25 protein-coding genes are annotated in these 24,919 nt (G+C 70.3%); 12 read left to right on the top strand and 13 right to left on the bottom strand.

Annotation, left to right across the window (positions count from 1 at the left end; translation table 11 throughout):
* Positions 1-59: 59 nt before the first annotated feature.
* The 6 genes from ACYQZ5_RS05865 to ACYQZ5_RS05840 form a co-directional block, all read right to left on the bottom strand.
* Entirely contained in the window at positions 60-677 is a 618-nt protein-coding gene (locus ACYQZ5_RS05865) for a CDP-alcohol phosphatidyltransferase family protein (RefSeq protein ID WP_379817978.1), read from the bottom strand.
* On the bottom strand, positions 674-1,210 hold the full coding sequence (locus ACYQZ5_RS05860) for an adenylate kinase family protein (RefSeq protein WP_379732591.1): 537 nt from the start codon (positions 1,208-1,210) through the stop codon (positions 674-676). The genes ACYQZ5_RS05865 and ACYQZ5_RS05860 overlap by 4 nt, the downstream gene beginning before the upstream one ends.
* Positions 1,207-2,295: a histidinol-phosphate transaminase gene (gene hisC, locus ACYQZ5_RS05855; protein WP_379732592.1), complete on the bottom strand. Its 1,089-nt coding sequence runs from the start codon at positions 2,293-2,295 to the stop codon at positions 1,207-1,209. Before hisC ends, ACYQZ5_RS05860 begins: the two co-directional genes overlap by 4 nt.
* 604 nt (positions 2,296-2,899) lie before the next feature.
* Positions 2,900-3,634, bottom strand: coding sequence for a hypothetical protein (locus tag ACYQZ5_RS05850; RefSeq protein ID WP_459845477.1), 735 nt, complete (start codon positions 3,632-3,634; stop codon positions 2,900-2,902).
* A 119-nt stretch (positions 3,635-3,753) separates the two neighbouring features.
* A complete protein-coding gene (hflX, locus tag ACYQZ5_RS05845; RefSeq protein ID WP_459845475.1) occupies positions 3,754-5,094 on the bottom strand; it encodes a GTPase HflX in 1,341 nt (446 codons plus the stop codon).
* A 281-nt stretch (positions 5,095-5,375) separates the two neighbouring features.
* Complete coding sequence (locus ACYQZ5_RS05840; protein WP_379732104.1) at positions 5,376-6,317, bottom strand: FKBP-type peptidyl-prolyl cis-trans isomerase; 942 nt, start codon at positions 6,315-6,317, stop codon at positions 5,376-5,378.
* A 133-nt stretch (positions 6,318-6,450) separates the two neighbouring features.
* Here ACYQZ5_RS05840 and cyaB point away from each other — a divergent pair, with 133 nt between their 5' ends.
* The 4 genes from cyaB (at position 6,451) to ACYQZ5_RS05820 (ending at position 9,888) form a co-directional block, all read left to right on the top strand.
* Positions 6,451-6,999 (top strand): class IV adenylate cyclase, encoded by a 549-nt coding sequence (gene cyaB / locus ACYQZ5_RS05835; RefSeq protein WP_379732103.1) that lies wholly within the window; start codon positions 6,451-6,453, stop codon positions 6,997-6,999.
* A gap of 65 nt (positions 7,000-7,064) precedes the next feature.
* On the top strand, positions 7,065-8,279 hold the full coding sequence (locus ACYQZ5_RS05830) for a methionine adenosyltransferase (RefSeq protein ID WP_379732102.1): 1,215 nt from the start codon (positions 7,065-7,067) through the stop codon (positions 8,277-8,279).
* A 28-nt stretch (positions 8,280-8,307) separates the two neighbouring features.
* Positions 8,308-8,778: a phosphatase gene (locus ACYQZ5_RS05825; protein WP_379817976.1), complete on the top strand. Its 471-nt coding sequence runs from the start codon at positions 8,308-8,310 to the stop codon at positions 8,776-8,778.
* Between the two features lie 48 nt (positions 8,779-8,826).
* The gene (locus ACYQZ5_RS05820; protein ID WP_379732693.1) at positions 8,827-9,888 is read left to right on the top strand and encodes a CNNM domain-containing protein; all 1,062 of its coding nucleotides are present in this window, start codon (positions 8,827-8,829) and stop codon (positions 9,886-9,888) included.
* Positions 9,889-9,898: 10 nt separating this feature from the next.
* Here the strand turns inward: ACYQZ5_RS05820 and ACYQZ5_RS05815 are convergent, their stop codons facing one another.
* Positions 9,899-10,057: a hypothetical protein gene (locus tag ACYQZ5_RS05815; protein ID WP_379732694.1), complete on the bottom strand. Its 159-nt coding sequence runs from the start codon at positions 10,055-10,057 to the stop codon at positions 9,899-9,901.
* Positions 10,058-10,144: 87 nt separating this feature from the next.
* Between ACYQZ5_RS05815 and ACYQZ5_RS05810 the strand changes: the two genes are divergently transcribed.
* Together ACYQZ5_RS05810 and ACYQZ5_RS05805 are read left to right on the top strand one after the other, a co-directional pair.
* Positions 10,145-11,329 (top strand): tRNA sulfurtransferase, encoded by a 1,185-nt coding sequence (locus ACYQZ5_RS05810; protein ID WP_459845471.1) that lies wholly within the window; start codon positions 10,145-10,147, stop codon positions 11,327-11,329.
* Between the two features lie 51 nt (positions 11,330-11,380).
* A complete protein-coding gene (locus ACYQZ5_RS05805) occupies positions 11,381-11,827 on the top strand; it encodes a DUF5804 family protein (protein ID WP_379731873.1) in 447 nt (148 codons plus the stop codon).
* Here the strand turns inward: ACYQZ5_RS05805 and ACYQZ5_RS05800 are convergent.
* The gene (locus ACYQZ5_RS05800) at positions 11,824-12,765 is read right to left on the bottom strand and encodes a PLP-dependent cysteine synthase family protein (RefSeq protein WP_379731872.1); all 942 of its coding nucleotides are present in this window, start codon (positions 12,763-12,765) and stop codon (positions 11,824-11,826) included. The genes ACYQZ5_RS05805 and ACYQZ5_RS05800 overlap by 4 nt on opposite strands.
* Positions 12,766-12,867: 102 nt before the next feature.
* Between ACYQZ5_RS05800 and ACYQZ5_RS05795 the strand changes: the two genes are divergently transcribed.
* The 4 genes from ACYQZ5_RS05795 (at position 12,868) to ACYQZ5_RS05780 (ending at position 14,980) form a co-directional block, all read left to right on the top strand.
* Complete coding sequence (locus ACYQZ5_RS05795; RefSeq protein WP_379731871.1) at positions 12,868-13,431, top strand: DUF7978 family protein; 564 nt, start codon at positions 12,868-12,870, stop codon at positions 13,429-13,431.
* 68 nt (positions 13,432-13,499) lie between these two features.
* On the top strand, positions 13,500-13,895 hold the full coding sequence (locus ACYQZ5_RS05790; protein ID WP_379731869.1) for a thioredoxin family protein: 396 nt from the start codon (positions 13,500-13,502) through the stop codon (positions 13,893-13,895).
* 251 nt (positions 13,896-14,146) lie between these two features.
* Positions 14,147-14,650 (top strand): universal stress protein, encoded by a 504-nt coding sequence (locus ACYQZ5_RS05785; protein ID WP_379731868.1) that lies wholly within the window; start codon positions 14,147-14,149, stop codon positions 14,648-14,650.
* Positions 14,651-14,845: 195 nt separating this feature from the next.
* Complete coding sequence (locus tag ACYQZ5_RS05780) at positions 14,846-14,980, top strand: hypothetical protein (RefSeq protein WP_379731866.1); 135 nt, start codon at positions 14,846-14,848, stop codon at positions 14,978-14,980.
* Between the two features lie 337 nt (positions 14,981-15,317).
* Here ACYQZ5_RS05780 and ACYQZ5_RS05775 read toward each other — a convergent pair whose 3' ends face one another.
* The 3 genes from ACYQZ5_RS05775 to ACYQZ5_RS05765 are packed head-to-tail and all read right to left on the bottom strand — an operon-like array spanning position 15,318 to position 20,489.
* Positions 15,318-17,516: a thioredoxin domain-containing protein gene (locus tag ACYQZ5_RS05775; protein WP_459845468.1), complete on the bottom strand. Its 2,199-nt coding sequence runs from the start codon at positions 17,514-17,516 to the stop codon at positions 15,318-15,320.
* A 46-nt stretch (positions 17,517-17,562) separates the two neighbouring features.
* Positions 17,563-19,104: a glycosyltransferase family 39 protein gene (locus ACYQZ5_RS05770; protein ID WP_459845466.1), complete on the bottom strand. Its 1,542-nt coding sequence runs from the start codon at positions 19,102-19,104 to the stop codon at positions 17,563-17,565.
* Positions 19,101-20,489, bottom strand: coding sequence for an arylsulfotransferase family protein (locus ACYQZ5_RS05765; RefSeq protein WP_379732614.1), 1,389 nt, complete (start codon positions 20,487-20,489; stop codon positions 19,101-19,103). The genes ACYQZ5_RS05770 and ACYQZ5_RS05765 overlap by 4 nt, the downstream gene beginning before the upstream one ends.
* 118 nt (positions 20,490-20,607) lie before the next feature.
* Between ACYQZ5_RS05765 and ACYQZ5_RS05760 the strand changes: the two genes are divergently transcribed.
* Together ACYQZ5_RS05760 and ACYQZ5_RS05755 are read left to right on the top strand one after the other, a co-directional pair.
* Positions 20,608-22,374, top strand: a complete 1,767-nt coding sequence (locus ACYQZ5_RS05760; RefSeq protein ID WP_459845464.1) for an ABC transporter substrate-binding protein — start codon at positions 20,608-20,610, stop codon at positions 22,372-22,374.
* Positions 22,371-23,237, top strand: a complete 867-nt coding sequence (locus ACYQZ5_RS05755; RefSeq protein ID WP_459845462.1) for a phosphatase PAP2 family protein — start codon at positions 22,371-22,373, stop codon at positions 23,235-23,237. The genes ACYQZ5_RS05760 and ACYQZ5_RS05755 overlap by 4 nt, the downstream gene beginning before the upstream one ends.
* 111 nt (positions 23,238-23,348) lie before the next feature.
* On the opposite strand, the gene surE is transcribed toward ACYQZ5_RS05755, so the two are convergent.
* Entirely contained in the window at positions 23,349-24,185 is an 837-nt protein-coding gene (surE, locus tag ACYQZ5_RS05750; RefSeq protein WP_379730586.1) for a 5'/3'-nucleotidase SurE, read from the bottom strand.
* Positions 24,186-24,251: 66 nt separating this feature from the next.
* Positions 24,252-24,377: a hypothetical protein gene (locus ACYQZ5_RS05745; protein ID WP_379730588.1), complete on the bottom strand. Its 126-nt coding sequence runs from the start codon at positions 24,375-24,377 to the stop codon at positions 24,252-24,254.
* Positions 24,378-24,919 lie beyond the last annotated feature (542 nt).

Raw genomic sequence — 24,919 nt, 5'->3', positions numbered from 1 at the left:
CCCGCTGTGGGCGGGCGGGGTATCAGTTTTCCGTCCCTTCGAGACGGCGGCCCACGGCGTCAGCGGAGGTCCGACCACGCACCCCAGAACCGCTGGAGCGCGGTGAGGTGGCCGACGACCGCGAACAGCACGAGCAGCAGTTCGACCGCGCCGAAGCCGGCGACGATCTCGCCGGGCAGCACGAACGCGACCACGCCGACGATCCCCACGAGCGCCAGCCGGTCGGCGCGGCCGAGCAGGCCGCCGTACTCCCGGCCGAGCCCGACCGCCTGGATCTGCGTGCCAAGGTAGGAGGTGAGCAGCACGCCCGTCACCGCGAGCAGGCCGAGCGCGTAGGCGTCAGCGCCCGCCGCGAGCCCGGCGATGATGAGCACGTCCGCGTAGCGATCGAGCACGTGATCGAGCAGGTCGCCGCCCTCGGAGTCGGTGCCGAGGCTCCGGGCGAGCGCGCCGTCGACGAGGTCGAGCCAGCCGTTCGCGAACACGAAGAAGCTGGCCGCGAGGTAGAGCCACAGCGGCCCCTGGCCGCCCGCGAGCGCGAACGCGCCGCCGGCGGCACCGGCGAAGACGAACGCGATCACGCTCACGCCGTCGGGCGTCAGGCCCAGCGCCTCCGCGGCGTCGACGAACGGGACGAGCAGCCGGTCCGCGATATCGCGGTACTGATCGAGCGTCACAGCGCCCCCGTGAAGTCGACCGTGCCGGCCGACGGCTCGCGCTTGCCGCGCAGGACGGCGATGGCGTCGTCGACGACGGCCTCGACCGGCCGGTCGGTGGTGTCGATCTCGTAGACGTTCTCCTCCCCGTACGCCCGCACCGCTTCGCTGAGCACGATGTCCAGCGCCTCGCTCTCGGCGTTCTCGGCGATCTTCGCGTCGGGTTCGTCACGCTCGGCGAGGCGCTCCTCAAGTTCGTCGGGGTGACAGCGCAGCACGATCGCAGCATCGGCGTCGAAGTGGTGTGCGAGGTGGGAGTCCAGTAGCCCGGACCAGTCGCCGAGGTACTCCCGGATCGCGTCGAGGTCGGCGACGAGCGAGCCGCGCTGCTCGTCCTCACCCTCGTGAAGCCCCTCCTCGCGGATCAGGTCGTTGAGGTGATGGACGGGGATGTCGAGGCGTTCGCCGACCGCCTCGGCGACGGTGGTCTTCCCCGTCCCGGGCGTTCCTGTGAGCGCGACGCGGTCGAACGCGAGGTCGTCGGTGTCGCTCATGCCGTCGCCTCCAACTCGGCGAGCACGTCGTTTAGCGTCTCGACCGCCCGCCGGGTCTCGGCTTCGGTCCCACAGGAGATCCGGATACAGCCCGGCAGGCCGAAGGAACTGCAGTCCCGGACGATCACGCCCTCCCGCTGGGCGGCCTCGGCGACGGCGCTCCCGTCGCCCACCTCACAGAGTACGAAGTTGGCCTCGCTGTCGAACGTCGGCGCGTCGAGGTGGTCGTGGATGTGCTCCCGCGCCCGCTCGGCGCTCTCGACGGACTTCTCGACGTGTGCGCCGTCGTCGAGTGCGGCTATCGCGGCTCGCAGCGCCATCTCGCTGGCGGCGAAGGGGGTCGAGACCTTCGCGTAGGCGTCGCCCCACGCGGCGGGGACGAGCGCGTAGCCGATCCGCAGGCCGGCGAGCCCGTACGCCTTCGAGAACGTCCGCAGGATCGCGAGGTTCTCGTAGTCGTCGAGGAGGTCGGCGGCGGATGGCTCCTCGGCGAACTCGCCGTAGGCCTCGTCGATCACGACCAGCGAGTCGTCCTCGACGCCGGAAAGCAGCGCCTCGATCTCCTCGCGGGCCATCGTCGCTCCCGTGGGGTTGTGCGGCGACGTGACGAACACCATGCGCTCGCCGTCGTAGTCGTCGAGCACGGTGTCAGCGGTCATCTCGAACTCGTCGGCCTTCGAGAGCTCGTAGGTACGAACGTCGCCGTGGTGGTAGCGCGCGCTCATCCCGTAGTAGGAGAAGCCGGGATCGGGGACGAGCACCGGGTCCGCGGGGTCGAGCATCGCCCGGGAGAGGTAGTCGATCGCGCCGTCGGCGCCGGGGCTGACCCAGACCTGCTCGGTGTCGAGGTCCCACTTCTCGGCGAGGTCGGCCGTGAGGTCGGTGTGGGCCGCCTTGGGGTAGACGGATATCTCGTCGGCAGCGTCCCGTACGGCGTCGACGGCCGCGGGGCTGGCGCCGTGTGGGTTCTCGTTCGAGGAGAGCTTCACGAGCTCGTCGGGATCGAGGCCGAGGTCGCGGGCGACCTCCTCGACCCCCCGTCCGGGGACGTACTCGACGTGGGCGGAGAGGTCGCGTGGTTGCATATCGCGACGTTCTCGGTGGTGGGGGATAAGGCTCCCGCCCTCGAACGAGGTCGTGCTTTCGTTCTTTGGGGAAGGTGGCTTCGCTGTGGGGTAACAGTGCCTCTCTACGACGGGTACTGGGACGGTAACAGTATCTCTCGACACGGGTACTGCGACGGCAACAGCATCTCGATCGTTGGCATCTTGTGACCGCACCGCCCCGCACAGCCACACACCTCCCCAGCCGACTCCCTCTCTCGCTTCGCTCGATCGGTCGTCCCTCGCGCGCTCGTTCGCGCACGGAGAGGTCGTGCGGGCGACCCACGCGTCGCCCGCACGGCCAGCGAGACCTTCGGTCTCGCCCTGCTCACGTCGCGCGCCACCGCCGGCTGCGGTGGCGGTGGACGCCGCGGGCCGGCAACGGTCGCCGGCCCGCGGGGGAGGGGTGGGGACTCGGCGCTGCGCCGGGCTTCATGCCCGGCACACTGCGGTCACAAGTGGCCATGCTCACTCCGCGGTCGTGTTCGCTGTCAAAGAATCGTGTTCGCGGTCGAAGAACGAACTGACTACGTCACCACGAGCGACGGCGCTCACCACGGAACTGAAAATCTACCAGCTACCGCTGCTACTCAGCGTCCTCCTCGATCAGCCGCGTCTCGACGGCCGCCTGCACGACCTCTGACACGTCGCCGAGGCTGTTCGAACTGTTCGCGACCACGCCGTTCAGCATCGCCTCGTGGTCGCGTAGGCCGGCGACGGTCAGCTCGTCGTCCTCGGGCACGTCGTACGCCTCGGCGACCGCCTCGACGACCACGTCACCGCGGTCCTGCTCCTCCTCGCCGACGGCGTCGAGCAGGCCGCCGAACACGTCGTCGGCCTCGACCTCGACCCGGCGCTTCAGCGTGCCCGGCGACTCCACGTCGCCGCCGAGCAGGCCCGCGAGATACCCCTTCACGGAGCCGACGACGTACTCGTCGAGCGTCTCGTCGAGCGACTCGGCCCGCCGTGTGGCGAAGGCACGCACGAACCGATCGATCTCGATATCGAGCGACGAGCGGTCCTCTTCCTCGCTCTCGTAGTCGTCGGTGCTCGCCTCCGGGGTCACCTCCGTCTCGCGCTCGGGAGCGTCCTCGCTGCCGTGATCGTCGGCTTCCGGCGTCACGCCGGTGTCGCGGTCGGTCTCCTCGTCGCCGCCGCGGGCGTCGGCTTCCGGCGTCACGCCCGCCTCCGAGTCGGCGTCCTCGCCCTCGGTGGCGTCGGCGCCGTGGCTCCGCCGGCCGCCCACGTTGTTGCCCGTGCCGAGCGTGTTGATTCGCCCCTCGATGTCCCGTCGTCGGTCGTTGCCGCCGTTGTCAGTCATGGTTGAAGCACCGCGTGCGTGGCCGGCGGGCGCCGCTCTGACCGCACCCACGGCCGTGTGCTGCACACACAGGCCCCTCGGGGCAGAGTGAGAAAAAGTCAGCGGAGAGTGACGGGAGGTCAGTCCGCCCGGATCGACGCGGCCCGCGAACGCGCCCGGTCGACGACCGCCGGCCGGCCGGCGAACCGAACGCGGACGCGGTCGCCCTCGTACTCGGCGTCGGCGCGCCCGTGTTCGTGCGCCCACGCGAGGAACGACTGCGTCTCTCCCGTGTTGGGGAGGTCGAACCGGACCTCCTCGGTCGGCAGCGTCCCGGCCACGGTCTCGCGCAGGCGGTCGATCCCAGTTCCCTCGGTCGCGCTGACCGCGAGCACTGCGGTGGCCCGATCGCCGGCCACCGACTCGGCCGCCCTCCGGCGCCGCTCGACTGCCGCATCGTCGAGGAGGTCGACCTTGTTGAGCACGATCAGGAGCTCGCCGCGCGGGTCGTCGAGTTCCCCGAGCGACACCCGGAGCTTCTCGCGCATCGCCGAGAGCGAGTCGCTCGCGTCGGCGATCAGCAGCGCGGCGTCGCTGTCGGCGACCGCATCGAGCGTCGCGCTGAACGACGCCACGAGGTCGTGCGGAATCCCGTCGACCAGCCCGACGGTGTCCGTCAGCAGCACCCGTCGGCCGCCGATCGTCGCCCGCCGGGTGGTGGTGTCGAGCGTCTCGAACAGGCGATCCTCGACCGCAGCTTCGCCGTCGAGATCGTCGTGTTCGGGGGATATCCCCTCGATCGAGAGATCGTCCGCCAGTCGGTGCAGCAGCGTCGACTTCCCCGCGTTGGTGTAGCCCGCGACCGCGACGAGGTCGAACCCCTGTTCCCGGCGCTCTGCCCGGCGCTCGCCGGCGCGATCGGCCAGTTCGTCGAGCTTGTTCTCGACGGTCCGAATCCGCCGCTCGGTGTCGACCACGCGGGAGCCGGTCTCGGCGGCGCGCTGCATGTGGGTTCGCTCCTCGGTCTCCCTGATCCGGGGGAGCTCGTACCGCAGCCTCGCGAGTTCGACCTGCAGGCGGGCGGCCTCGTCGCCGGCGCCGGACTCGAAGATCCCGAGCACGAGCCGGTGCCGGTCGACGACGACCGTTCCGTCGGGCAGGAGTGCAGTCAGGGAACTGTACTGGCCGGGGCTGAGTTCGCCGTCGAACACGACCGCGTCGGCGCCGGTCTCGACCACGCGACGGGCGAGCGCCTCGGCCTTCCCGCGGCCGAGGTTGTACTGGCCGTCCTCCTCGCGGCGCTGGGTGAGCGCGTCGACGACCTCGTAGCCGGCCGTGGCGGCGAGGCGCTCGATCTCGGTCGTGTCGGGCTGCTGGTCGGCGTCGCGGGCGACAACGACGGCAGTGCGGTCGGGGTCGCCGTCGGCGTCACTGGCGTTCGCTCGCTGTTCGTCCGTCTCGGCTGGTGGTGAGTCTTGCAACGTTGGTGGGGGTGGGTCCCCACCGCTGACGGGCGACGACGGCGGGAACGACCCGCGGCCGGCGGGAGACCCGAGGCTGTCGGGGAACGGTGCCACAGGTGGTCTCCCGCCGCTCACAGCGTGGTCGCGGAACCACGGATGCCGAGGCTGTCGCCTCGCTGCCGTCACGTGAGCCGCGCGGGCTCAGGAGAAGTCGAGCTTCATCGGCTACGCGCTACTGGCGTTGGATTCCGCAAAAAGGTTCGGTCGGTGTGTGACGGCGTCGCGTGCCGACTACGGCGTTACTCGTCTTCGAGCTCGTCGACGATCTCCTCGGCGTCGACGTCGGCGTCCTCGAGGTCGCCCTCGATGTCCTCGAGCTCCTCTTCGAGCTGCTCGGCGCCGCCCATACCGCCCATCATACCGCCCATGCCGCCCATCATGCCGCCGCCGGTGCCGTCGAAGACCTCCTCGACGACCACGCGGTCGAGGTCGAGACGGTCCATCAGGTCCTGTGCGACCTGACTCTTCTGGAACATCCACTGCTGGTTCATCTGCATCTGCTGGGTCGCCTCGATGTAGAGGGTGCGCTGCTCGACCTCCTCGGTCTCGGTGGTCTCCTCGCCGTCCTCGTCCTCGGTGGTGACCTCCTCCTCGACCGTCTCGGTCTCGATACGCAGGTCCGGCTCCATCTGGAGGTACATCCCCAGCAGGCCGGCGGCCTTCTCCTCGTCGTCCTCGACGACGTCGACGATCTCGTACTCGTACTCGAGATCCTCGCCCGCAAGCGGGTGGTTGAAGTCGACGCGTGCGCGGCCGCCGATCACTCGCTCGACGTAGCCCTGCTCGCCGTCGATCTGGACCTGTGCGCCGGGGCGACGGTTCTCCTCGTCGAGCTTGTTGGCGCTGACGGTGCGGACCTGCTCCTCGTCGTACTCGCCGAAGCCGTCCTCGGCGTCGATCTCGACGGTGCCCTCGTCGCCGACCTCGCCGCCGAGCAGCGCGTCGTCGACGCCGGGGAACACGTGGCCCTCGCCCACGACGATGATGCGCGGCGAGAAGTCGTACTCGTCGTCGTCGATGCCGGCCTCCTCGGCGACCTCCTTCCGGGTCGTGTCGACGACGCGGTCGTCGCTGACGGTGCGGACGTTGTAGTCGATGCGGACGAAGTCGCCCTCCTGGATTCCCGACTCGGTCTCGGCTGCCTCGGCCTCGCTCTCGGCGTCGGCCTCGTTTTCGCTCATACGTCTACGGTCACGTGTTCCACTCTTAAGGACAACGTTTCGGGGCTGGACGCCCCCGACGCCGCCGGCCGCGGGATCGGACCGTCGCGGCCGAGAGGCCACGCTTTTCGTCGCCGCCGCTCTCTCCGCAGCCATGTACGAGGTCGAACTCAAAGTCGCGGCCGACCACGATCCCGTCCGCTCGGCGCTTTCCGACGCCGGCGCCGAGCCCGTCGATCACGTCCGACAGGTCGACACGTACTACGACGCTCCCCACCGCGAGTTCGCGGAGACCGACGAGGCGCTCCGGCTGCGGGAGGAGACCGACCTCGACGCCGGCGAGACGACGACGAAGCTGACCTACAAGGGACCGCTCGTCGAGGCCGAGTCGAAGACCCGCGAGGAACACGAGACCGCCGTCACCGACGGCGACGCCGCCGCGGGGATCCTCGACGGGCTGGGGTTCGAGCCGGCCGCGACCGTCGAGAAGGAGCGCGAACGGTTCGATCTCGACGGCTACACCGTCACCCTCGACGCGGTCGACGGACTCGGCTCGTTCGTCGAGATCGAACGCGAGGCGCCGGAATCCGAGATCGAGGCGGTGCGAGAGCAGGCACAGGAGCGACTCCGCGCGCTCGGTCTCGACCCCGACGACCAGATCCGTACGTCCTACCTCGGCCTGCTACTCGACGCCGATGCTTAACAGTAATTTCCGTTCCCCGGATCGTTTCCGAAGGTTATAGACCCCGCGCCGCGGAAGAGGGAGCAATGACGCGGAACGTTCAGGTTTCCGAACTCGACCGGCGGGCGGTCGAGGACCAGCAGGTCGAGATCGTCGAGCGAAAGGGGATCGGGCACCCCGACTCTATCTGCGACGGCATCGCCGAGAGCGTCTCCCGGGCGCTCTCACAGCTCTACCTCGATCGCGTCGGGAAGGTGCTCCACTACAACACCGACGAGACTCAGCTCGCCGCGGGGCGTGCGGCGCCGGCCTACGGCGGCGGCGAGGTGATTGAGCCGATCTACATCCTGATCGTCGGCCGCGCGACCAAGAGCTACGAGCGCGACGGCGAGACGATCGAGCTGCCCGTCGACTCGACGGCGCTGGCGGCCGCCCGTGAGTACCTCCAGGAGCAGATCCCCGAACTGGAGTACGGGACCGACGTGGTCGTCGACATCCAGCTCGGCGAGGGCAGCGGCGACCTACAGGACGTGTTCGGCGAGGAGGAGGTCCAGGTGCCGATGGCCAACGACACCTCCTACGGCGTCGGCCACGCCCCCCTGACCGAGACGGAGACCATCGTCCACGAGATCGAGCGCGGCATCAACGGCGAGTACGCCGCCGAGAACCCCGAGGTCGGCCCGGACGTGAAGGTGATGGGCAAACGCGAGGGCGACTCGATCGACGTGACCGTCGCCGTCGCGATGGTCGACAAGTACATCGAGAGCCTCGAGGCGTACAAGGCCGCGGTGAAGGAGGTGCAGGCGTACGCCGAGAGCGTCGCCCGTGAGCACACCGACCGCGAGGTCAGCGTCGAGGTCAACACCGCCGACGACTACGACGCCGGCTCGGTGTACCTCACCGTCACCGGCACCTCCGCCGAGCAGGGCGACGACGGCTCCGTCGGCCGCGGGAACCGCGCCAACGGCCTCATCACGCCGAACCGACCGATGAGCATGGAGGCCACCTCGGGCAAGAACCCCGTCAACCACATCGGGAAAATCTACAACCTCCTCTCGACGGTGACTGCCGAGGACGTGGTCGCGGAGGTCGACGGGATCCGCGACCTCCAACTGCGCCTGCTCTCCCAGATCGGCCGACCGATCGACCAGCCCCACGTCGCCGACGCGCAGGTCGTCACCGCCGACGGCGTCGACGTGGCCGACATCGAGGACGAGGTGAGCGAGATCGTCGACGAGAACCTCGCGAACGTCACCGAGATCACCCGCGAGGCGATCGAGGGCGACATCTCGACGTTCTGAGCGCGCTCCCCCCGACGCCGCCGGGGCGATGAGTGACCGCTCGACCGATCCCGACTGCCAGCTCCTCCGACCGATCGGCTCCGTCGACGACGAGCCAGTTCTCACACCGCTGAACGAGCGTGGCCTCCACCTCGGCAACCGCCACGCCGCCGACCCCGACCGCCACGACCGTCGTTTCGACGCCGTCGTTTCCGTCTCGACCGACGCGTATCCCCTGACCACCCACCACCACCCGCTGACCGACGGCGAGGGGAACGACTGGACTGCGTTCGCGGCCGCCGTCGACGCCGTGAGACGGCTCTCGCGGACGGGCGACGTGCTCGTCAACTGCAAGGCGGGGGTGAGTCGGAGCGCCGCAGTGTTGGCGACCGCCGTCGCCGCCGAGCGCGGCGCGTCGTTCCGGGACGGGCTCGCGGTCGTCGAGGCGGCGCGCCCGGAGGCGGTGCCACACCCGGCGCTGGTCAAGCTGGGGGTCGTCTACCTCGCCGCGAGGGGGTAGCTCCCGGGGCCGCCGCGCATTTACCGGGGGCGGTCGAGAGAGCCGCCCATGCAGACGCTCGAACTGACCGCCAGACTGCTCGCGGGAGTGGGGCTGATCCTCGCGAACGGCTTCTTCGTCGCGATCGAGTTCGGCCTCACTCGCGCCAGACAGTTCTCCAAGGAGGAGTTCCTCGGCGACGGGGGGAGTAAAGGTCTGGAGCGGGCGTGGGAGATGACCCACGACCTCGAACTCTACCTCACCACCTGTCAGGTCGGGATCACCGCCTCCAGCATCGCGGTCGGGATCGTGGCCGAGCCCGCGCTTGCGGCCATCTTCGAGCCGATCTTCCAAGGGAGCGCGCTGGCCGGCGTCGGCGCGGGCGCGTTCATCGCGTTCCTGATCATCAACCTCGTCCACCTGACCCACGGCGAGCAGACGCCCACCTATCTCGGCGTCGAGCGCTCCCGGCTGGTCTGTCGATACGGCGCGACGCCGCTGTACTGGTGTAACCGGGCGATCCTGCCGATCATCAAGCTGGGCGACTGGGTCGCGAAAGCCACGCTCGGCCTGTTCGGCGTCGAGATGACCGGCGCGTGGCTGGAGGCAGAAGAGGACGCAATCGAGTCCCGCGCCGACCTGCGGAACCGGCTGGGATCGGTGCTCACGAAGGGCGACGTCTCCGCGGAGCGCCGCGAGGAGATCATGAACGCGCTCCAGATCGGCGACCGCCCGGTGAGCGAGGTGATGGTCGAGGACGAGGCGATCGTCGCGCTCTCCACCGAGGTCGACGCCGAGGAGAACTTCCGCCGGATGGAGGAGCACCCGCACACGCGCTACCCCCTGATCGGCGAGGACCTGAACGACTTCCGCGGGATCGTCTACTTCCCGATGCTCGCGCGCTACCGCGACAGCGTCGCGGAGGGCGACGTGGACTTCACCAACCTCTCGGCGCCGCCGATGACTATGTCCCACGACACCAGCGTCAGCAACGCGATCGACCAGTTCCAGGTCGAGAGTCAGGAGCTCGCGCTCGTGCTCGAGGACGGCGAGGTCGTCGGGATGGTGACGGTGACCGACCTGCTCGAGTCGATCACCGGGCAGATCGAGGACCCGCTCGACGACGTCTGACCGGGCTCGGTCAGTCGTCACCGCTGGCGCGCCGGTAGAGTGAGCCGGCGTAGCCGAGCGCGACGAGCGCGAAGCCGGCGGCGGTGAACGCCGTCGCCCACCTGTTGAAACCGGCGTCGTACACCAGCAACGCGATACCGACGAGGATCGTGTCCGTCGAGAGGGCCATGGCCGGGAGTCCGTCGACGCGGCAGTAAGGGTTCCGCTCGCGACCGGGGAAGGAAACACCCATGCGCGCCCGCCCGCTACCCCGCCCGTGCAGCAGTCACCGGAGCTCGCCGTCGTCCGCTACGGGGAGGTGGGGATCAAGAGCGACAAGGTCCGCGGGCAGATGCTCGACCGCCTCGCCGACAACGTGCGGGCGGTCCTCGACGACCGCGGCATCCCCGGGGAGGTCGAGCGCACGTGGTCGCGGCTCCTGATCCGGGCAGCCGATGGGGACGACGGATTCGTCGCCGACGAGGCCGCCCGCGCGGCCGCCGACACCTTCGGCGTCGTGTCGACGCGGCCCGCGATCTCGACCGCTCCCGAGATCGACGCGCTGGCCGAGGCGGCGGTCGCGCTGGCCGACGACCACCCGGAGGGCGCGACGTTCGCCGTCCGGGCGAACCGCGCCGGGACGGCCGACGCTCACCCGTTCACGAGTCAGGAGGTCGCGTCGGAGGTCGGCGCCGCGATCGGAAACGCGACCGGCGCCGACGTCGACCTCGACGACCCCGACCGGACGTACCGCCTCGACGTTCGCGAGGACGAGGCGTTCGTCTCCGCCGTCGAGTACGACGGGCCGGGCGGGCTTCCCGTCGGGACGCAGGGGAAGACGGTCGCACTGTTCTCGGGCGGGCTGGACTCCCCCGTCGCGGCGTGGGAGCTGTTCAAACGCGGGCTGGAGGTCGTCCCCGTCTACCTCGATCTCGGCGACTACGGCGGCCCGGACCACCTCGCCCGCGCGACCGAGACCGCCCGGACGGTCGCGCGCTCGGCGCCGCACGTCGACACCCGACTGCGCGTCGTGCCCGCGGGCGACCTCGTCGACGATCTGGCCGCCGAGACGGGACCGACGCGGATGCTCTCGCTGCGGCGCGCGATGCTCCGAGTCGCGGAGGCCGTCGCCGAGGATATCGGTGCCCACTCGATCGCGACGGGGGAGTCGATCGGCCAGAAGTCCTCCCAGACCGGCCCGAACGTCCGCGTCACCGACGCCGCCGCGAGCCTGCCGGTCCACCGCCCGCTGCTCACGCGGGACAAGCCCGAGATCGTCGAGCAGGCCCGCGAGATCGGCACGTTCGTCGACGCGACCGTGAACGTCGGCTGTGAGCGCGTCGCCCCCGACTATCCGGAGACCAACGCGACGCTCGCCGCAGTCGAGGCTGCCGAGCCAGACGACCTGCTCGACCGCGCGGAAGCGCTGGCCGACGAGCGCTCCGTGGTCTCCGACGACTGAGGACAGCGCCGGACCGCAACCCACTTCTTCCGCCCCGGCGACCCCCCGACGATGGCGCAGGTCTGTCTGTTGGGCGAGCCCGAGAGCGACCTCCGGTACGAACTGCTCTCCCGGGAGACCGCCCGGGAGGCGCTCTCGACGTACGAGCTGTGGGAGCCCTACGCGAACAGCCTCGCGCTCGACACCGTCTCGATCGGCGCCGCGGTCTCGCTGTTGAACGATCTGAACTGGTATCTCGTCCGGTTCGTCCGGGCGGCGCTGGTGCAGTCGGACTCGGTGTCGGAGACGGAGTGGCTCTCCCGCGAACTGGCGACGGCGATCCGGGACGGCGAGGTCGACCCCGCGGAGACGGGCGAACTCCTCCAGGTGTACGGCGTCGAGGACGGTCGGCCGGAGAATCCCGTCTTCGTCGAGCGGGAGGGCGACTGGACCCCCGAACGCGAGGGGTACGACGAAGTGTTGGTGGTTCGCGTGACCGAGTCGGAGTTCGACGGTTAGCCGTCAGACTGCCACTGGCAGTCCTCTGCCTCCTCGGCCTCGAACAGCCCGGTGGACATGTAGCGCTCGCCGCTGTCGGGGAACACCGTCACCACCAGCGGGTCGTCGACGCCCTCGTCGGCGAGGCGCTGGGCGGTCCGGCGGGCGGCGACGTTGGCGGCGCCGCTTGATTGGCCCACCAGGATCCCCTCCTCGCGGGCCAGACAGCGACACTCCCGCTCTGCGGTCGGCAGGTCGACTGCCTCGACGGCGTCGATCAGCTCCACGTCGAGGTTCGGCGCGACGAACCCCGGTCCCATCCCCTGATAGTCGTCGTGGCCGGACTCACCCGTCGAGAGCACGGCGTTCTCGGCGGGCTCGACCGCGACGACTTCCATCTCGGGGAACTCCTCCAAGAGCCGGCGGCTCGTCCCCGTCAGCGTGCCGCCGGTACCGACGCCGGCGACGAACGCGTCGACCTCGCGGTCGTCGACCTGGTCGAGAATCTCCGGGCCGGTCGTCTCGTAGTGTGCCCGGGGGTTGGCGGCGTTCTCGAACTGCCGGACCTGCACGTAGTCGCCGGTCGCTTCGAGTTCGTCGGCGCGGTCGCGGGCGTCGCTGATGTCGCCGTCGACCACCTCGATGTCGGCGCCGTAGGCGCGCATGATCCGCCGCCGTTCGGGGGATTTCGACCCGGGGATGACGATCCGCACGTCGTACCCCTTCACCGCGCCGATCAGCGAAAGCCCGATGCCGGTGTTCCCACTCGTGGGCTCGACGATCGCGTCGCCCTCGCCGAGTTCGCCGGCCTCCTCGGCGGCCCGGATCATGTACAGCGCCGGGCGATCCTTCGCGGAGCCGCCGGGGTTCTTCGACTCCAACTTGGCGGCGACGGTGCCGATCGGTGACGCCACCTCGACCAACGGCGACCCGATGGCGTCGATCACGTTCGCGTCCATCTACCCCGACGTACCCGGGTCAGGAGTAAAGGGGTAGCGACACCGGTTTCCGGGCCGCCGCCAGCCGTCAGAGATTTTTACCCGCAAGAGAAGCGTTCAACCATGAGCACCGACAGCGCGATCGATAAACTGCCGGTCGGCGCCGGCGCTGCTGCCGGCATCGGCGCGTACCTGCTCGGCTACCTGCTCACCTACGTCTGGCAGAGCGGCTCCATCGAGGAGCGGCTGTCGGCGTACAACTTCATCGCCGAACTGTTCGGCGGCGAGCCGATCGCCGTCTGGCAGGGGATCGGCTGGCTGTTCTACAACGCCCACTTCGTCGCCACCCGGATCGACGGGTTCGGCGGTACGCAGTCACAGAACTTCATCGCCGGCAGCGACGGCGGTGCGATCACGCTGCTGTACGCGGTCCCGATCGTCCTGCTGCTCGCGGCGGGACTGCTGACCGCGCGACTGGCCGACGCGGACGAACCGGGCGACGGCGCGATCGCCGGCGCCGCGGTCGCGGTCGGCTACTTCCCGCTGGCCCTCATCGGTCGGTTCCTGTTCTCCTACCAGGGGTCGGCCGCGCCGGATCTGATCACGGCAGTGCTGCTCGCCGGGCTGGTCTACCCCCTCCTGTTCGGCGCCGTCGGCGGCGTGCTCGGGAGCGCGTTCGGCGACTGATCGGCAGTTCGGCGGCGATGAACGGCCACTGACGTATGACTTATCCTCGCCCGGACCCATCTTCGTGTATGGCTAACGCAGAGACTGACGCACCCGAATCGACGCTCTCGACGCTCCAGCCGGACCCGACGTGGAGCGCCGAAGCCCACGAGGAGACGGTCGACGCCCTCGCCGCCGACGGCCTCACGTTCCGCATCTGGGGCGGCGACTGGTGTGGCGACTGCCGCCAGCAGCTACCAGCGTTCGCGGCCGCACTGGAGGCCGCGGGCGTGCCCAACGAGCGGATCCACGCCCACGCGGTTGAACGCGTGGACGGCGAGAAAGTCGGCGAGGGCATCGAGGAGTACGGGATCGAACTCATCCCGACCGTGATCGTCGAACGCGACGGGGAAGAGATCGCCCGGTTCGTCGAGAGCGAGGACCGACCGATCGCGGTCTACCTCGCCGACGCACTCTCCGAGTGAGTTCGGGGGTCTCTGAGGCTCCCGGCCCGCCGTGGTCCGCGCGTATCCGCTGAGCACGGAGAACGAACCGATCTTCCCGCGGAGAGCAGAACTTTTTCGCAGGCCGGAGAGGCTCGGCACGACGCCGTCGGTACCGTGCCGGCAGTCGATCCGGTGGACATGCCCGACGGGGAACCGCCTTCAGGAGCCATGGGTTCCACCATTCGGGAATTACGGGAGGGTACTTGTCGGCGACGTGTTTAGGCTGATACATGGCGTTTGTCGTTCCCTTCGACGGGTCGGAGCTCGCGGAAACGGCCCTCGTTCGTGCCAGCGAATTCAGCGGTGTCATGGACGAACGGGTGGTCGCCGTGACAGTGATCCCGAAAGGGGACACGGAGTACGCGAGAGAACACGGCTGGATCGACGCGGACGAGCCGTTCGACGTGGAGTCAGTCGTCACAGCCCTGCACGAACGGGTGACAGAACTCGTTCCGGTGGCGAACTTCCGGCACGAAACCGTGGGGCGGTACGCCTCCGCCGGAACCATCTCGAAACACCTCCGGAAGATGGCGAACGAGGAGGACGCCTCGATGGTGTTCATCGGCAGCGAGAACGCCGGGGATATCGTATCCGGGATCAGTAGCGTGGGGGCGGCCGTCGCGGCGGAGGAAACGTACGACGTGGTGATCATCCGGAACCGGACCCAACCTAAGGTCGACGCACTCAGAGACGTCCGAGAGCATCGACAGCGGAAGTCGGACTTCTACCGATGACTCCCCCGAAGGGGCCTTCCGTCCCCGTCGCTGCAGACGCCCCACCGACCCCGTTTCACTCCGAGTCGGATCGTGAAACGCGTCTCGGCGTACTCGCTCGATCCGGAGGGTACAGCCCGGATACGGTGTGTGTTACCACACCCTACTCAGCTTTTTACTGTCGGCTGTACGACCAGTAATCGAGGTGACGACGACGTGCTACTCGACTCACTGAGCGTGCTTCTCCCCGGGCAGGGGACCCAGTCACGCGACCGCCGTTCGGTCGTGGACGAGGGGTTCCGTGCCCGGTTCGCGCGCGTCGTCGCCGCCGTCGTCGGGTGGGCGATCTGACGCAGGCCGCCCCCCGACGACCCCGTCCCGATCCCGGCCCGTTCGGGCGCTGACGCTCGACCACCGGGTACGGCGACGTGGCCCGTATCGCCCCGCTGACGCACACCCCTCCACAGACGATGTACACACCACGGAACACGCATCCGGCGTATCGCCACCCACCCACCTTCGGAACGATGCTGCTGCTCGCCACCCTGCCGCCGGCGATGGTGTTCGCGGCGGCGTTCCCCGCGGCCACCGTCGGCCTGCTCGTCGGCGCCGTCGCGGGGGCGACCCTGCAGCGATAGCTCGCTCCCCTCGCGGGAGTCAGTGACTCGAGAGGGTCACGCGGATCGTTCTACAGGTTTTCTTCGACCCAATCCAGCGCCACCGAGAGATCCGTCTCCGGCGGCGAGCAGGTGCGCGAGCGACACGCGTACACCGTCGGCTCGCCGTCGCGGGCCTCCCGGCCGGCCCAGATCGGCGGCGCCTCGTCGAGCCCGAGTTCGTCGAGCCACGCCTGAAGCCCCGCCTCCGTTGGCGGCCGTCGGGCGACGACGGCACCCGGAAGGTGGCGATCGGCGAGCGTCTCGCGCCACGCTTCGGGCAGTTCGTCGGCGGCGACGGTGAGTTCGAGCGAGCCGCGCTCGGCCGCGTCGGCCGCCATCGCGAGCGTGGCGTGCTCGACGGGGCTGGCCTCGATCCGGCCACGGTGGGTCGCGAGCGTCTCCCGGGCCACTTCGCCGAGATCATCGCTGGTGAAGTGGTCCAGATCGAGCAGCAGCGCGACCGCGGCGCCGACGCTGGAGGGCGTCGACTGGTCGGTCAACTCCTGCGGCCGCGCGACCAGCTCCTCCCCGTCGTTCGGGGAAAGGTAGAGCGTCCCGTCCTCGGGATCGTAGAACGAGTCGGCGACGACGCCGGCGAGATCGAGCGCGAACGCGAGCGGTTCCACGTCGCCGGTCGCTTGGTACAGCTCGAACGCGCCGCGCCCGAGGAACGCGTAGTCCTCGAGGGCGGCGTCGATCCCCACCTGCCCGTCCTTGAACCGCCGGGCGAGCCGGCCGGAATCGGCATCCCAGAGTTGGTCACGGACGAACGCCAGCGCCGACTCCGCACGCTCGATCCGAGCATCGTCGCCCAGCACGAACCCCGAACGGGCGAACGTCCCGATCAGCAGGCCGTTCCAGCCCGCCAGCACCTTCTCGTCGCGGAGCGGGCGCGGGCGCCCCTCGCGGGCCGCAAAGAGCGTCTCGCGGGCGCCCTCGAGCAGGTCGCGGATCTCGTCCTCATCGTCGGGTGCCTCGACCGTCTCGCCCGCGACCTCGATCTCGGCGCCGACCAGCTCCTCGACGGGCACCGTCTCGTTCAGGACGCTCGTACCCCCCTCGAAGTTGCCGCCGGAGACGACGCCGTAGCGCCGACAGAACAGCGTCGCCGCCGGCTCGTCGACGTGCTCGCGGACCTCTTCGGGCGTCCAGACGTAGAACGCCCCCTCCTCGCGTTCAGGCTCCTCGCCCTCCTCGAGCCGGGAGTCGGGCGTCTCGCTCCGTGCGTCGAGCGTGCTGAAGAAGCCGCCCTCGGGGTGGGAGAGCTCCCGTTCGGTAAAGTCGAGCGTCTCCCGGACGATCTCGGCGTATCGCTCCCGTCCCGTCGCGCGGTAGCCCGCGAGGAACGCCGCCGGGATCGTGGCGTTGTCGTACGCCATCTTCTCGAAGTGCGGGACGGTCCAGTCCTCGTCGACGCAGTAGCGGTGGAACCCGCCGCCGAGGTGGTCGTACAGCCCGCCGCTGCCCATCGCCCCCAGCGCGTTCTCGGCGACCGTCAGCGGCTCGGCGTCGCCCGACAGCGACGCGACGCGGAGCAGGAGTTCGACTCGCCCGGGCTGGGGGAACTTCGGGCTCCCCTGCCCGAACCCGCCGTGCTGGCGGTCAGCGCCGCGGATCGCCGCCGCCGCGGCGTCGTCAAGGATCTCGCTGCTCGGGGGTCCGGTGTCACCCTCCGGGGACTCTGCGGGCGCCATACGGTCCCGCGCGGCCGAAGTCCACTGCTCGGCGCGGTTTTCCATCTCCTCGCGCTGTTCGGGATCGTTCCACGAGTCGGCGATCTGCTGGCAGAGCTGCTCGAAGCCGGGGACGTTCCGCTGGGGCTGCGGCTCGGGCGGGAAGTACGTCCCGACGTAGAACGGCTTCCCCTCCGGCGTCAGAAACGCCGACAGCGGCCACCCGCCGCCGCCGGTCACGAGCTGACAGACCGTCTGGTAGACGCGGTCGAGGTCGGGGCGCTCCTCGCGGTCGACTTTGATCGGGACGAAGTTCTCGTTCAGGATCTCGGCGACTGCGGGGTCCTCGAAGGACTCCTCGGCCATGACGTGACACCAGTGGCAGGCCGAGTAGCCGACCGAGAGGAAGATCGGCACGTCGCGCTCGCGGGCTTCCGCGAGCGCGTCGTCGTCCCACGGCTGCCAGTTCACGGGGTTGTCGGCGTGCTGCTGCAGGTAGGGGCTGGCCGCCCCGGCGAGTCGGTTCCGCGCGTCGCCGCTGGGCGAGTCGGTCATCGTCGGAGAGAGCGCACGGAGGGGGAAGTAGCCGGTGGTCGCGGCGCTACCCGGCCGCGCGGTAGACGACCACGCCGTCGTTCTCGTAGGCGCGCTCCCAGTCCGGCGACGCCGCAAAGGAACGGTCGAGCGTGCCGAACGTCACCTCCGGGTGGCCCCGAACCGTGTAGGCGCCCTTCGGGAGGTAGACGTACTCGGGGTCGACGCCGGCGGCCGCCAGTTCGGCCTCGACGCAGGCCGCCGAATCACACCGCGAGATCGCCTCGAACGACTCCAACTGCGCAGTGTACGCGTCCGGCCCGCGCCACTCTACGCCCCACGGACCGACGAGTATCGTCCGGTCGGCCAATGCGGGGAACCACTCCGCGGCGTCGCCGAGCACGACGAACGTCGCGTCCGGCGCCGTCTCGCGCTCGGCCCACTCCATCGCCGCCACGTCCTCGTCGTCGAGGAACTCGGGGGTGGATGGGTCGCTCGCGAGCGTCATCTCGTGAGCGAGATACGTCCCGCCCGCGACGCTCGCGAGGAGGAGACACGCCGCCGCGGCGGCCTCGCGCCGGTCGACTGCGCCCGTTCCGGGCAGCGAGACGCGACCGTCCAGTGCGGGGACCCGCCGGGCCACGTCGACGGCCGCGACGGCCGCGACGACGCTCCCGACGGCGAAGACGAACCGCGGCTGGGCGAACAGTAGCTCCGCGACGAGGGTCCACGCCGCGAGGAACCACTCCCGGCGGGCGTACAGCAGGTACGCGGCGCCGAGCAGCGGCAGCGCGGTGAACGAACTCAGCGCTGCGAGCAGCGTCGCCGCCCCGCCGCCGACGCCGCCGTGGGTGCCTGCGGCGCCCGTGATGACGGTGATTCCGTGGGTGTTCGTCACCCACAGGAGCCACGGCGCGGCGACGACGGCGCCGCCGACGCCGACCGCCGCGCTCCGGGCGAACCCATCGACTGAACGGTGGCGGACGCCCCACAGGAGGACGGAGGTGACGACGACGAACAGCGAGTAGGTCGGGTGGGTGAGCACCGTCGCGCCGAACGCCAGCGCGCCGGCGGCGACCGCCCGCCGCGAGTCGTGATCGAGCGCCCGGTAGCCGGCGTAGATCGCGGTCAGCGCGTAGCAAAATGCGAATGCCCGCACCACGCCGCCCGCGGAGACGTGCCACTGGAGCAGTTGGGGGTTGAGCGCGACGGCGACGCCAGCGAGCGCGCCCGCGGGTCGCGAGCCCGCGTAGTCCCGCGCGAGCAGATAGACGGGGACGAGCGCGGCCAGCACGCCCACCGAGGGGAGCACGCGCGCCAGCGCGACCGGATCGGCGCCGAGATCCAGCAGCACCGCGAGGACGTAGAACTGCAGCGGCGGGTAGGCGAAGGGGACACCCTCGGCGGTGTACCCCGCGATCCGGGCCGGCGGCGCGTAGCCGTTGGCGGCGATCGCGTCGGCGATCCGGAGGTAGAGCCCGGCGCCGTAGGCGGGGTAGGGGTTGGTCGCGAGGTAGACGACGACCGCGAGCAGCCCCGCCGCGAGGGCAGCGCCGAGCCACGGGGCGTCCTCGCGCGTGATCGGGGATCGGTCGCTCAGTCGGATCATTTCCGGCGGATCTCGATCGGCGAGCGGAACGCCACCGTATGGTCGCGCCAGCGGTACTCCAGCGTCGCCCAGCGCAGCAGGCTCCCGAGCAGGACGACCACCGCGCTCCCCTCCAGCAGGCCGACCCAGCGCGGGAAGGCGTAGGAGATCGCGTTCCCGATCGCCGGCGGCAGCGCGTTCTGGACGCGATCGAGCAGCGACGCGTTCGCCGGGGCGGGCTGGTGGCTCTCGAGTCCCAGCGACGCCGCACTCTCCCCGCCCGCGCTCTCGTCGCCGGTGCCGAGCCGCTCGGACTCGTAGGGGAACCCCACGTCAGCCGACCAGACGATCTCGCCCTCGCGGTCGACCTCGACCACGCGGTCGCCGTTGGAGTCGGTGATCAGCGTGTGGCCGTTCGGGAGGCGGTCGGCGTCGCGGGGCCACTGCATCCGTTGGTCGGCCCACGTCCACGACTCGACCCACTCGCCGTCCTCGCGCTGGTACTCGACGATCCGGCCGTTCTCTGAGTCGCCGACGAGCAGCGCCGGGCCGCCCCGCTCCGCGGGGATGAAGTCGGGGTTGTGCTGCTCGTACAGCGTCGCGTGGTCGCCGTCGGAGCCGAGCGTCCAGTTCTCCAGCAGTTCGCCGTCCATCCCGACGAACGCAACCTGATCCTGGTTCCGGAGGCTGACCATCACCGCTTCCTGCCCGTCGATCTCGACGTGCTCCACGTCGTTGATGTGGGTCCAGTCCTCCGGGAACGGGCCGCCGCTCGACACTGGGTAGTCGGCCTGTGCCGCCCACGACCACTCGATCAGCCCCGTCGTCGTGTTGACGATGAACGCGCGGTCCTCGGCGATGTCGGCGACGAGCAGCCGATCCTCGTCGATACGGTCAGCGTCGTGCCAGCGCGTGGAGTGCTTGCCGGCCGTGACCCGGCTGAACACGTCGGTCCGCTCGCCCGTGGTGAGGTTGACGCGCTCGATCCCGTTCCGGGTACAGACCGAGCCGTCACACTCGTCGGCGTCGAGGTGGTCGGCGTAGACGAACTCGACGGTGTGGCTGGTGCCCTCGACGGGGTCCACGTCCCAGTAGCGCGTGTGGTCGTTCTGGTAGTAGTAGACGCTCCCGTCGGGGGCAAAGGCCGCGAGTTCCGCCTGTGCCCGCGGCGCGTCGCTCTCGTCGCTGACGAACGCGTTGGAGTCCGTCGCGACGACGGTGATGTCGTTTCGCTCCCCGACGACGGCCTCGTCGCTCCCGGACCGGAACGCCTGCTCGACGGCGGGGTCGCCGGTCACGCGGTCGTTCGTGCGTTCGCTCTCGACGTAGCCGGCGACGACCGTCGCCGCCGAGACGACGACCAGCGCAGCGAGCAGGAGGCGAGCGGTCCGCTTGGGGAACGCCATCGCGGGGAGGGAGTCGGGGCGGGCGGTAAAGTCTGTCTGAAACCGCCGGCGGCGGCGGCCGCAGTCTCGGGGCGAGTAGCACAATCCATATATCCGTTCATCGCACACCTGAAGGAAGATGAGGGATCAGCCACGCCTGCCGACGGGGCGGCGCTCGGTCCTCGCGGCGCTGGGCAGCGGCGCCGCCGCCCTCGGCAGTGGCTGTCTCCGCCGGGCGCGGAACCTCACCGGCTGGCGGTCCGCACAGCCCGTCGAACTGCAGATCAAGACGCTGCCGGCCGACGCCGACCCCTACGCCCTCGGGCTGGCTCGACAGATCGCCGCGTGGTTCCGCGAGGCGGGAATCGGTGTCGACGTGCTCCCGGTGGCCGAGCAGGAGCTGATGCGGCAGTGTCTGCTCCGGACGGAGTTCGACCTGTTCGTGATGCGGCTGCCCGAGACGTTCCGCGACCCCGACGCGCTCACCACCCTGCTGCACTCCCGGTTCGCCGACGCGCCGGGGTGGCAGAACCCGTTCAGCTACACCGACCTCGACGCCGACGCCGCGATCGAGCGCCAGCGCCGGACCGACGGCGAGCAGCGCCGGGAGGCGCTGGCCAGCCTCCAGCGGCGGATCGCCCGGTCACAGCCGTTCACGCTGCTGACGGTGCCCGACGACGTTCGGGCGGCACGGACCGACGGCGACACCGACTGGCGAGCGGCCGACCTGACCGATCCGCTGGACCACCTGCGACTGGGCCGCAGCGACGGCCGGCTCCGCGTCGTCGGCACCGACCGGCGATCGACCACCAACCTGAACCCCCTCTCCGTCGAGTTCCGGCGCAGCGGCGTGTTGACCGGACTGCTGTACGACCCGCTCGCACGCCCCGTCGACGGCGAGTACACGCCGTGGCTCGCGTCCTCCGTCGAGTTCACGACCGACGGGGGACCGACCGCACAGGTCACGCTCAGGGAGGACGTCCGCTGGCACGACGGGGAGTCGCTGACCGCCGAGGACGTGGCGTTCACCTACGACCTGCTCGCGGACACGACGCTGGGCGACGACGAGTCGGCGGCGGTCCCCTCCCCGGAGTTCCGCGGTCGGCGTACGCTGGTCGACGACGTGTCGGTCGTCGACGACCGGCGGATCGCGATGTCGTTCGGCGACGCCGACGACGGCGTGGCCCGGCGGGCGCTGACGGTGCCGATACTCCCCGAACACGTCTGGCGCGACCGGACCGAGCCGGCCGCGATCGGCGGCATCCCGGTCGGGACGGTGACGGACGCGCTGGTGACGAACAACATCCCGCCGGTCGGGAGCGGTCCCTTCGAGTTCGTCCGGAACACCCCCCGGGAGCGCCTGCTGCTCGAACGCGTCGACGACCACTTCTCGACGCGGGAGGGGACCGAACTCCCCGACTGGATCGCCGACCCCGCCCTCGACGCGCTGTCGGTCCGGGTCGTCGGCTCGGACGTGGCGGCCGTCGAAGCGGTGGCCGACGGGGACGCCGACGTGACCGGCACCGCCGTCGGCGCGTCGACGGTGCCGCGGATCGGCCGCGCCGAGGGGACCGAACTGCTCGTGCGCCGGTCGGACCGGCCGTACGTGCTCGGCTACAACACCCGCCGCGCCCACCTCTCGAACCCCCGCGTCCGGCACACGCTCGCGCGGCTGATCGACGAGGCGTTCCTCGGCGAGGAGGTGCTCGACGGCTACGCCCGGCCCGCCGTCGGCCCGCTCCAGGGGACGGAGTGGTACCCCGACGATCTCGCGTGGGACGACGGGAACCCCGTGGTCCCGTTTTTCGGACAGGACGGCGAACTGAACGTCGAGACGGCCCGCGAATCGTTCCGCGAGGCGGGCTACCAGTACGACGACGACACGCTCGTCGGGGGGTCGGCGTGAGCCTATTCACCGTCCTCTCCCGCGTCGTCGGCGTCGTCCTCCTGCTGCATCTGGTGAGCCTCGGCGCGCTCCGCCGGCTCTCCGGCCTCGGCGTCCGTCGCGGCTCGCTCCGGGAGAACGCCCGCGCGGTCGGGCCGACGGCGGCCGTCCTCGGCGCGCTGCTGCTTGCCAACGGCACCGTCCGGGACGTGGGGGTCCACCTCTCGTGGCTGATCGGGATCAACGTCACCGGCGCGATCCACGCGATCGAGGGCGGGTTCGTCGCCGACCTCCAGTCGTTCGCGTCGCCGCCGCTGACGGCGTACTTCAGCTTCGTCTACGTGTTCGGCTACGTGTTCCTCCTGACGTTCCCGCTCGTGCTCTACGCGCTCCACGACGACACGCGCCCGCTGTCGGCGACGCTGGTGGCCTACGCGCTGAACTACGGCATCGGCCTCGTCTGCTACGTGCTGTTCGTCGCCTACGGCCCGCGGAACTTCATGCCCGGCGCGGTGGAGTCGCTGCTGTTCGCGAACTGGCCGGAGGTCCAGGCGCTCACGAGTCAGGTCAACGAGAACACCAACGTGTTCCCGTCGCTGCACACCTCGCTGTCGGCGACGGTGGCGCTGCTGGCCGCGCGCTACCGCTCGACCGCGCCGGGGTGGCTCCCGATCGCGGCGGTCGGTGCCGCCTCGGTCGCGGTCGCGACGATGTATCTGGGGATCCACTGGCTGACCGACGTGCTCGCCGGCTTCCTGCTCGCGGCGGTCAGCGTCGGCGTCGGCGCGCGGTTCGCGGAGCGCCGACACGGCGAGCAGGAGACGGAGTCGCCCGAACCGTTACACGGCACCGCGGGCGGGGTCGTCGAGCAGTTCCGCCGGTAGTTCGGCGGCACTTTGGTCCCGGCCGGTCGCGAGCAATAGGTGACACACGATTACGGCGTGGCCCTCCGTGGCCGAGACACGAGGCCCCGGCCGGTCGCGCGCCGTAATCGGTTACTCCGCTTCCAGACTCTCGACTACACCCACCAACGAGTCGCTCTCGGCGTGGCCGTGGTCGACCGACAGCGGCGACACCGACACCTCCCCCTCGACCATCGCGCGGCGGTCGCTGCCGTGAGGGTAGCGCTCCTCGTGGCGATCCGCGAGCGGGAACGGGTTCTCGAACCCCTCGGTGTCGGGCCAGACCGAGTCCGAGAGCCGGACCGCGGTCTCGCCGTCGCCGAGGTCGCGGTCGACGGCATCCCCGTCGTGGGCCACGTCGAGGTCGTAGTCGTGTGTGGGCCGGGTGATCCGGGCGTCCGGCTCCGGGGCGTCGACGGGCGCGTTGACGTTCAACAGGTCCACGTCGTCGTACGTGTCGGTCGCGAGCGCGCGGTCGAGCAGGTCCGCGGCCACCCGCGCGGGCCGGGCGAAGTCGTACTCCTCCGGCGGGTGGGGGAAGAAGTCGACCGCGTGGTACGCCGACACCGCGAGCGCCGGAACGCCGAGGAACGCCGCCTCGATGCCCGCGCCGACGGTTCCCGAGCGCCCGACGACGTAGTTGCCCGCGTTCGGGCCGTCGTTGACGCCGGAGACGACCGCGTCGAACTCGGTGTCGAGGCCGTTGAGCGCGTAGGCGACGCAGTCCGCCGGGGTGCCTTCAAGGGAGTACCCCCACGGGTGATCGTGGCGGACGGCGCTGCTCGAACGCGTGCGGCCGACGCCGCTCTGGTTCTCGTGGGGCGCGACGACGGTCACGTCGCCCACGGCGGTGAGCTCCTCGCGGAGGGAGGCGAGGCCGGGGGCGTCGATCCCGTCGTCGTTCGTGAGGAGGATATCGGGGCTGCTCATGCGGGGAGTGGAGGACCGCGGGGAGAAACGGTTTCGATCCGTCGACGGCGGTGTCGGTGCGGGACCTTACGCCCCGTACCACCGGGCAGTCCCGCCCGCGACCAGCACGAGTGCGCCGGCGATGAAAGTTCCGGGAACCGGGAACGCGAACAGGATCGCGCCGAACGCGAGGACGAGTGTCGAGGCTCGCATACGGTCGAAGGTGGGAAGCCACCCGGATACGGGTTGTGGCGGCATTCGGATCGGGTGAGAGTCGGTCGGATCGACCGCGAACACGACCGCGAGCGAGCATGGCCTCTTGTGACCGCACCGCCCCGCACAGCCCACAGACCTCCCCAGCCGGCTCGGTCGCTCCTTTCAGTCGCTCCCTCGTCCCTCGCGCGCTCGTTCGCGCACGGAGGCGCTCACGTCGCGCGCCACCACCGGCTGCGGTGGCGGTGGACGCCTCGCGGCCGTCGACGAGAGCGAAGCTCTCGTCTGCCAACCAGAAATCTCCGATTTCTGGTGACGGCCAACGGTCGGCCGCCGCGGGGGGAGGGGTGGGGACTCGGGGCTGTGCCGGGCCTCGTGCCCGGCACACTGCGGTCGCAAGTGGTCAAGCATCGAGGTGCTGTCGCTGTTGCTGTTCCAGTTGCCAACAGTCGAGATACTTGCAGTTGCTGTCCCAGCGGCCAATAACCGAACTACTGTCGCCGCCCCAGATTGCGAAAGAACGCACGACCTCGAAAACAACC

The sequence above is a fragment of the Halolamina salina genome (assembly GCF_054653455.1).
This window is presented reverse-complemented; position numbering and strand designations above follow the sequence as displayed.

Coding starts and splice junctions, on each gene's coding strand:
- ACYQZ5_RS05765 (WP_379732614.1), bottom strand. CDS start 20,489: ATGGCGTTCCCCAAGCGGACCGCTCGCCTCCTGCTCGCTGCGCTGGTC.
- ACYQZ5_RS05760 (WP_459845464.1), top strand. CDS start 20,608: ATGAGGGATCAGCCACGCCTGCCGACGGGGCGGCGCTCGGTCCTCGCG.
- ACYQZ5_RS05815 (WP_379732694.1), bottom strand. CDS start 10,057: ATGGCCCTCTCGACGGACACGATCCTCGTCGGTATCGCGTTGCTGGTG.
- ACYQZ5_RS05785 (WP_379731868.1), top strand. CDS start 14,147: ATGGCGTTTGTCGTTCCCTTCGACGGGTCGGAGCTCGCGGAAACGGCC.
- ACYQZ5_RS05825 (WP_379817976.1), top strand. CDS start 8,308: ATGAGTGACCGCTCGACCGATCCCGACTGCCAGCTCCTCCGACCGATC.
- ACYQZ5_RS05775 (WP_459845468.1), bottom strand. CDS start 17,516: ATGACCGACTCGCCCAGCGGCGACGCGCGGAACCGACTCGCCGGGGCG.
- ACYQZ5_RS05790 (WP_379731869.1), top strand. CDS start 13,500: ATGGCTAACGCAGAGACTGACGCACCCGAATCGACGCTCTCGACGCTC.
- surE (WP_379730586.1), bottom strand. CDS start 24,185: ATGAGCAGCCCCGATATCCTCCTCACGAACGACGACGGGATCGACGCC.
- ACYQZ5_RS05820 (WP_379732693.1), top strand. CDS start 8,827: ATGCAGACGCTCGAACTGACCGCCAGACTGCTCGCGGGAGTGGGGCTG.
- ACYQZ5_RS05745 (WP_379730588.1), bottom strand. CDS start 24,377: ATGCGAGCCTCGACACTCGTCCTCGCGTTCGGCGCGATCCTGTTCGCG.
- ACYQZ5_RS05805 (WP_379731873.1), top strand. CDS start 11,381: ATGGCGCAGGTCTGTCTGTTGGGCGAGCCCGAGAGCGACCTCCGGTAC.
- ACYQZ5_RS05770 (WP_459845466.1), bottom strand. CDS start 19,104: ATGATCCGACTGAGCGACCGATCCCCGATCACGCGCGAGGACGCCCCG.
- ACYQZ5_RS05795 (WP_379731871.1), top strand. CDS start 12,868: ATGAGCACCGACAGCGCGATCGATAAACTGCCGGTCGGCGCCGGCGCT.
- cyaB (WP_379732103.1), top strand. CDS start 6,451: ATGTACGAGGTCGAACTCAAAGTCGCGGCCGACCACGATCCCGTCCGC.
- ACYQZ5_RS05800 (WP_379731872.1), bottom strand. CDS start 12,765: ATGGACGCGAACGTGATCGACGCCATCGGGTCGCCGTTGGTCGAGGTG.
- hisC (WP_379732592.1), bottom strand. CDS start 2,295: ATGCAACCACGCGACCTCTCCGCCCACGTCGAGTACGTCCCCGGACGG.
- ACYQZ5_RS05830 (WP_379732102.1), top strand. CDS start 7,065: ATGACGCGGAACGTTCAGGTTTCCGAACTCGACCGGCGGGCGGTCGAG.
- ACYQZ5_RS05840 (WP_379732104.1), bottom strand. CDS start 6,317: ATGAGCGAAAACGAGGCCGACGCCGAGAGCGAGGCCGAGGCAGCCGAG.
- ACYQZ5_RS05860 (WP_379732591.1), bottom strand. CDS start 1,210: ATGAGCGACACCGACGACCTCGCGTTCGACCGCGTCGCGCTCACAGGA.
- ACYQZ5_RS05850 (WP_459845477.1), bottom strand. CDS start 3,634: ATGACTGACAACGGCGGCAACGACCGACGACGGGACATCGAGGGGCGA.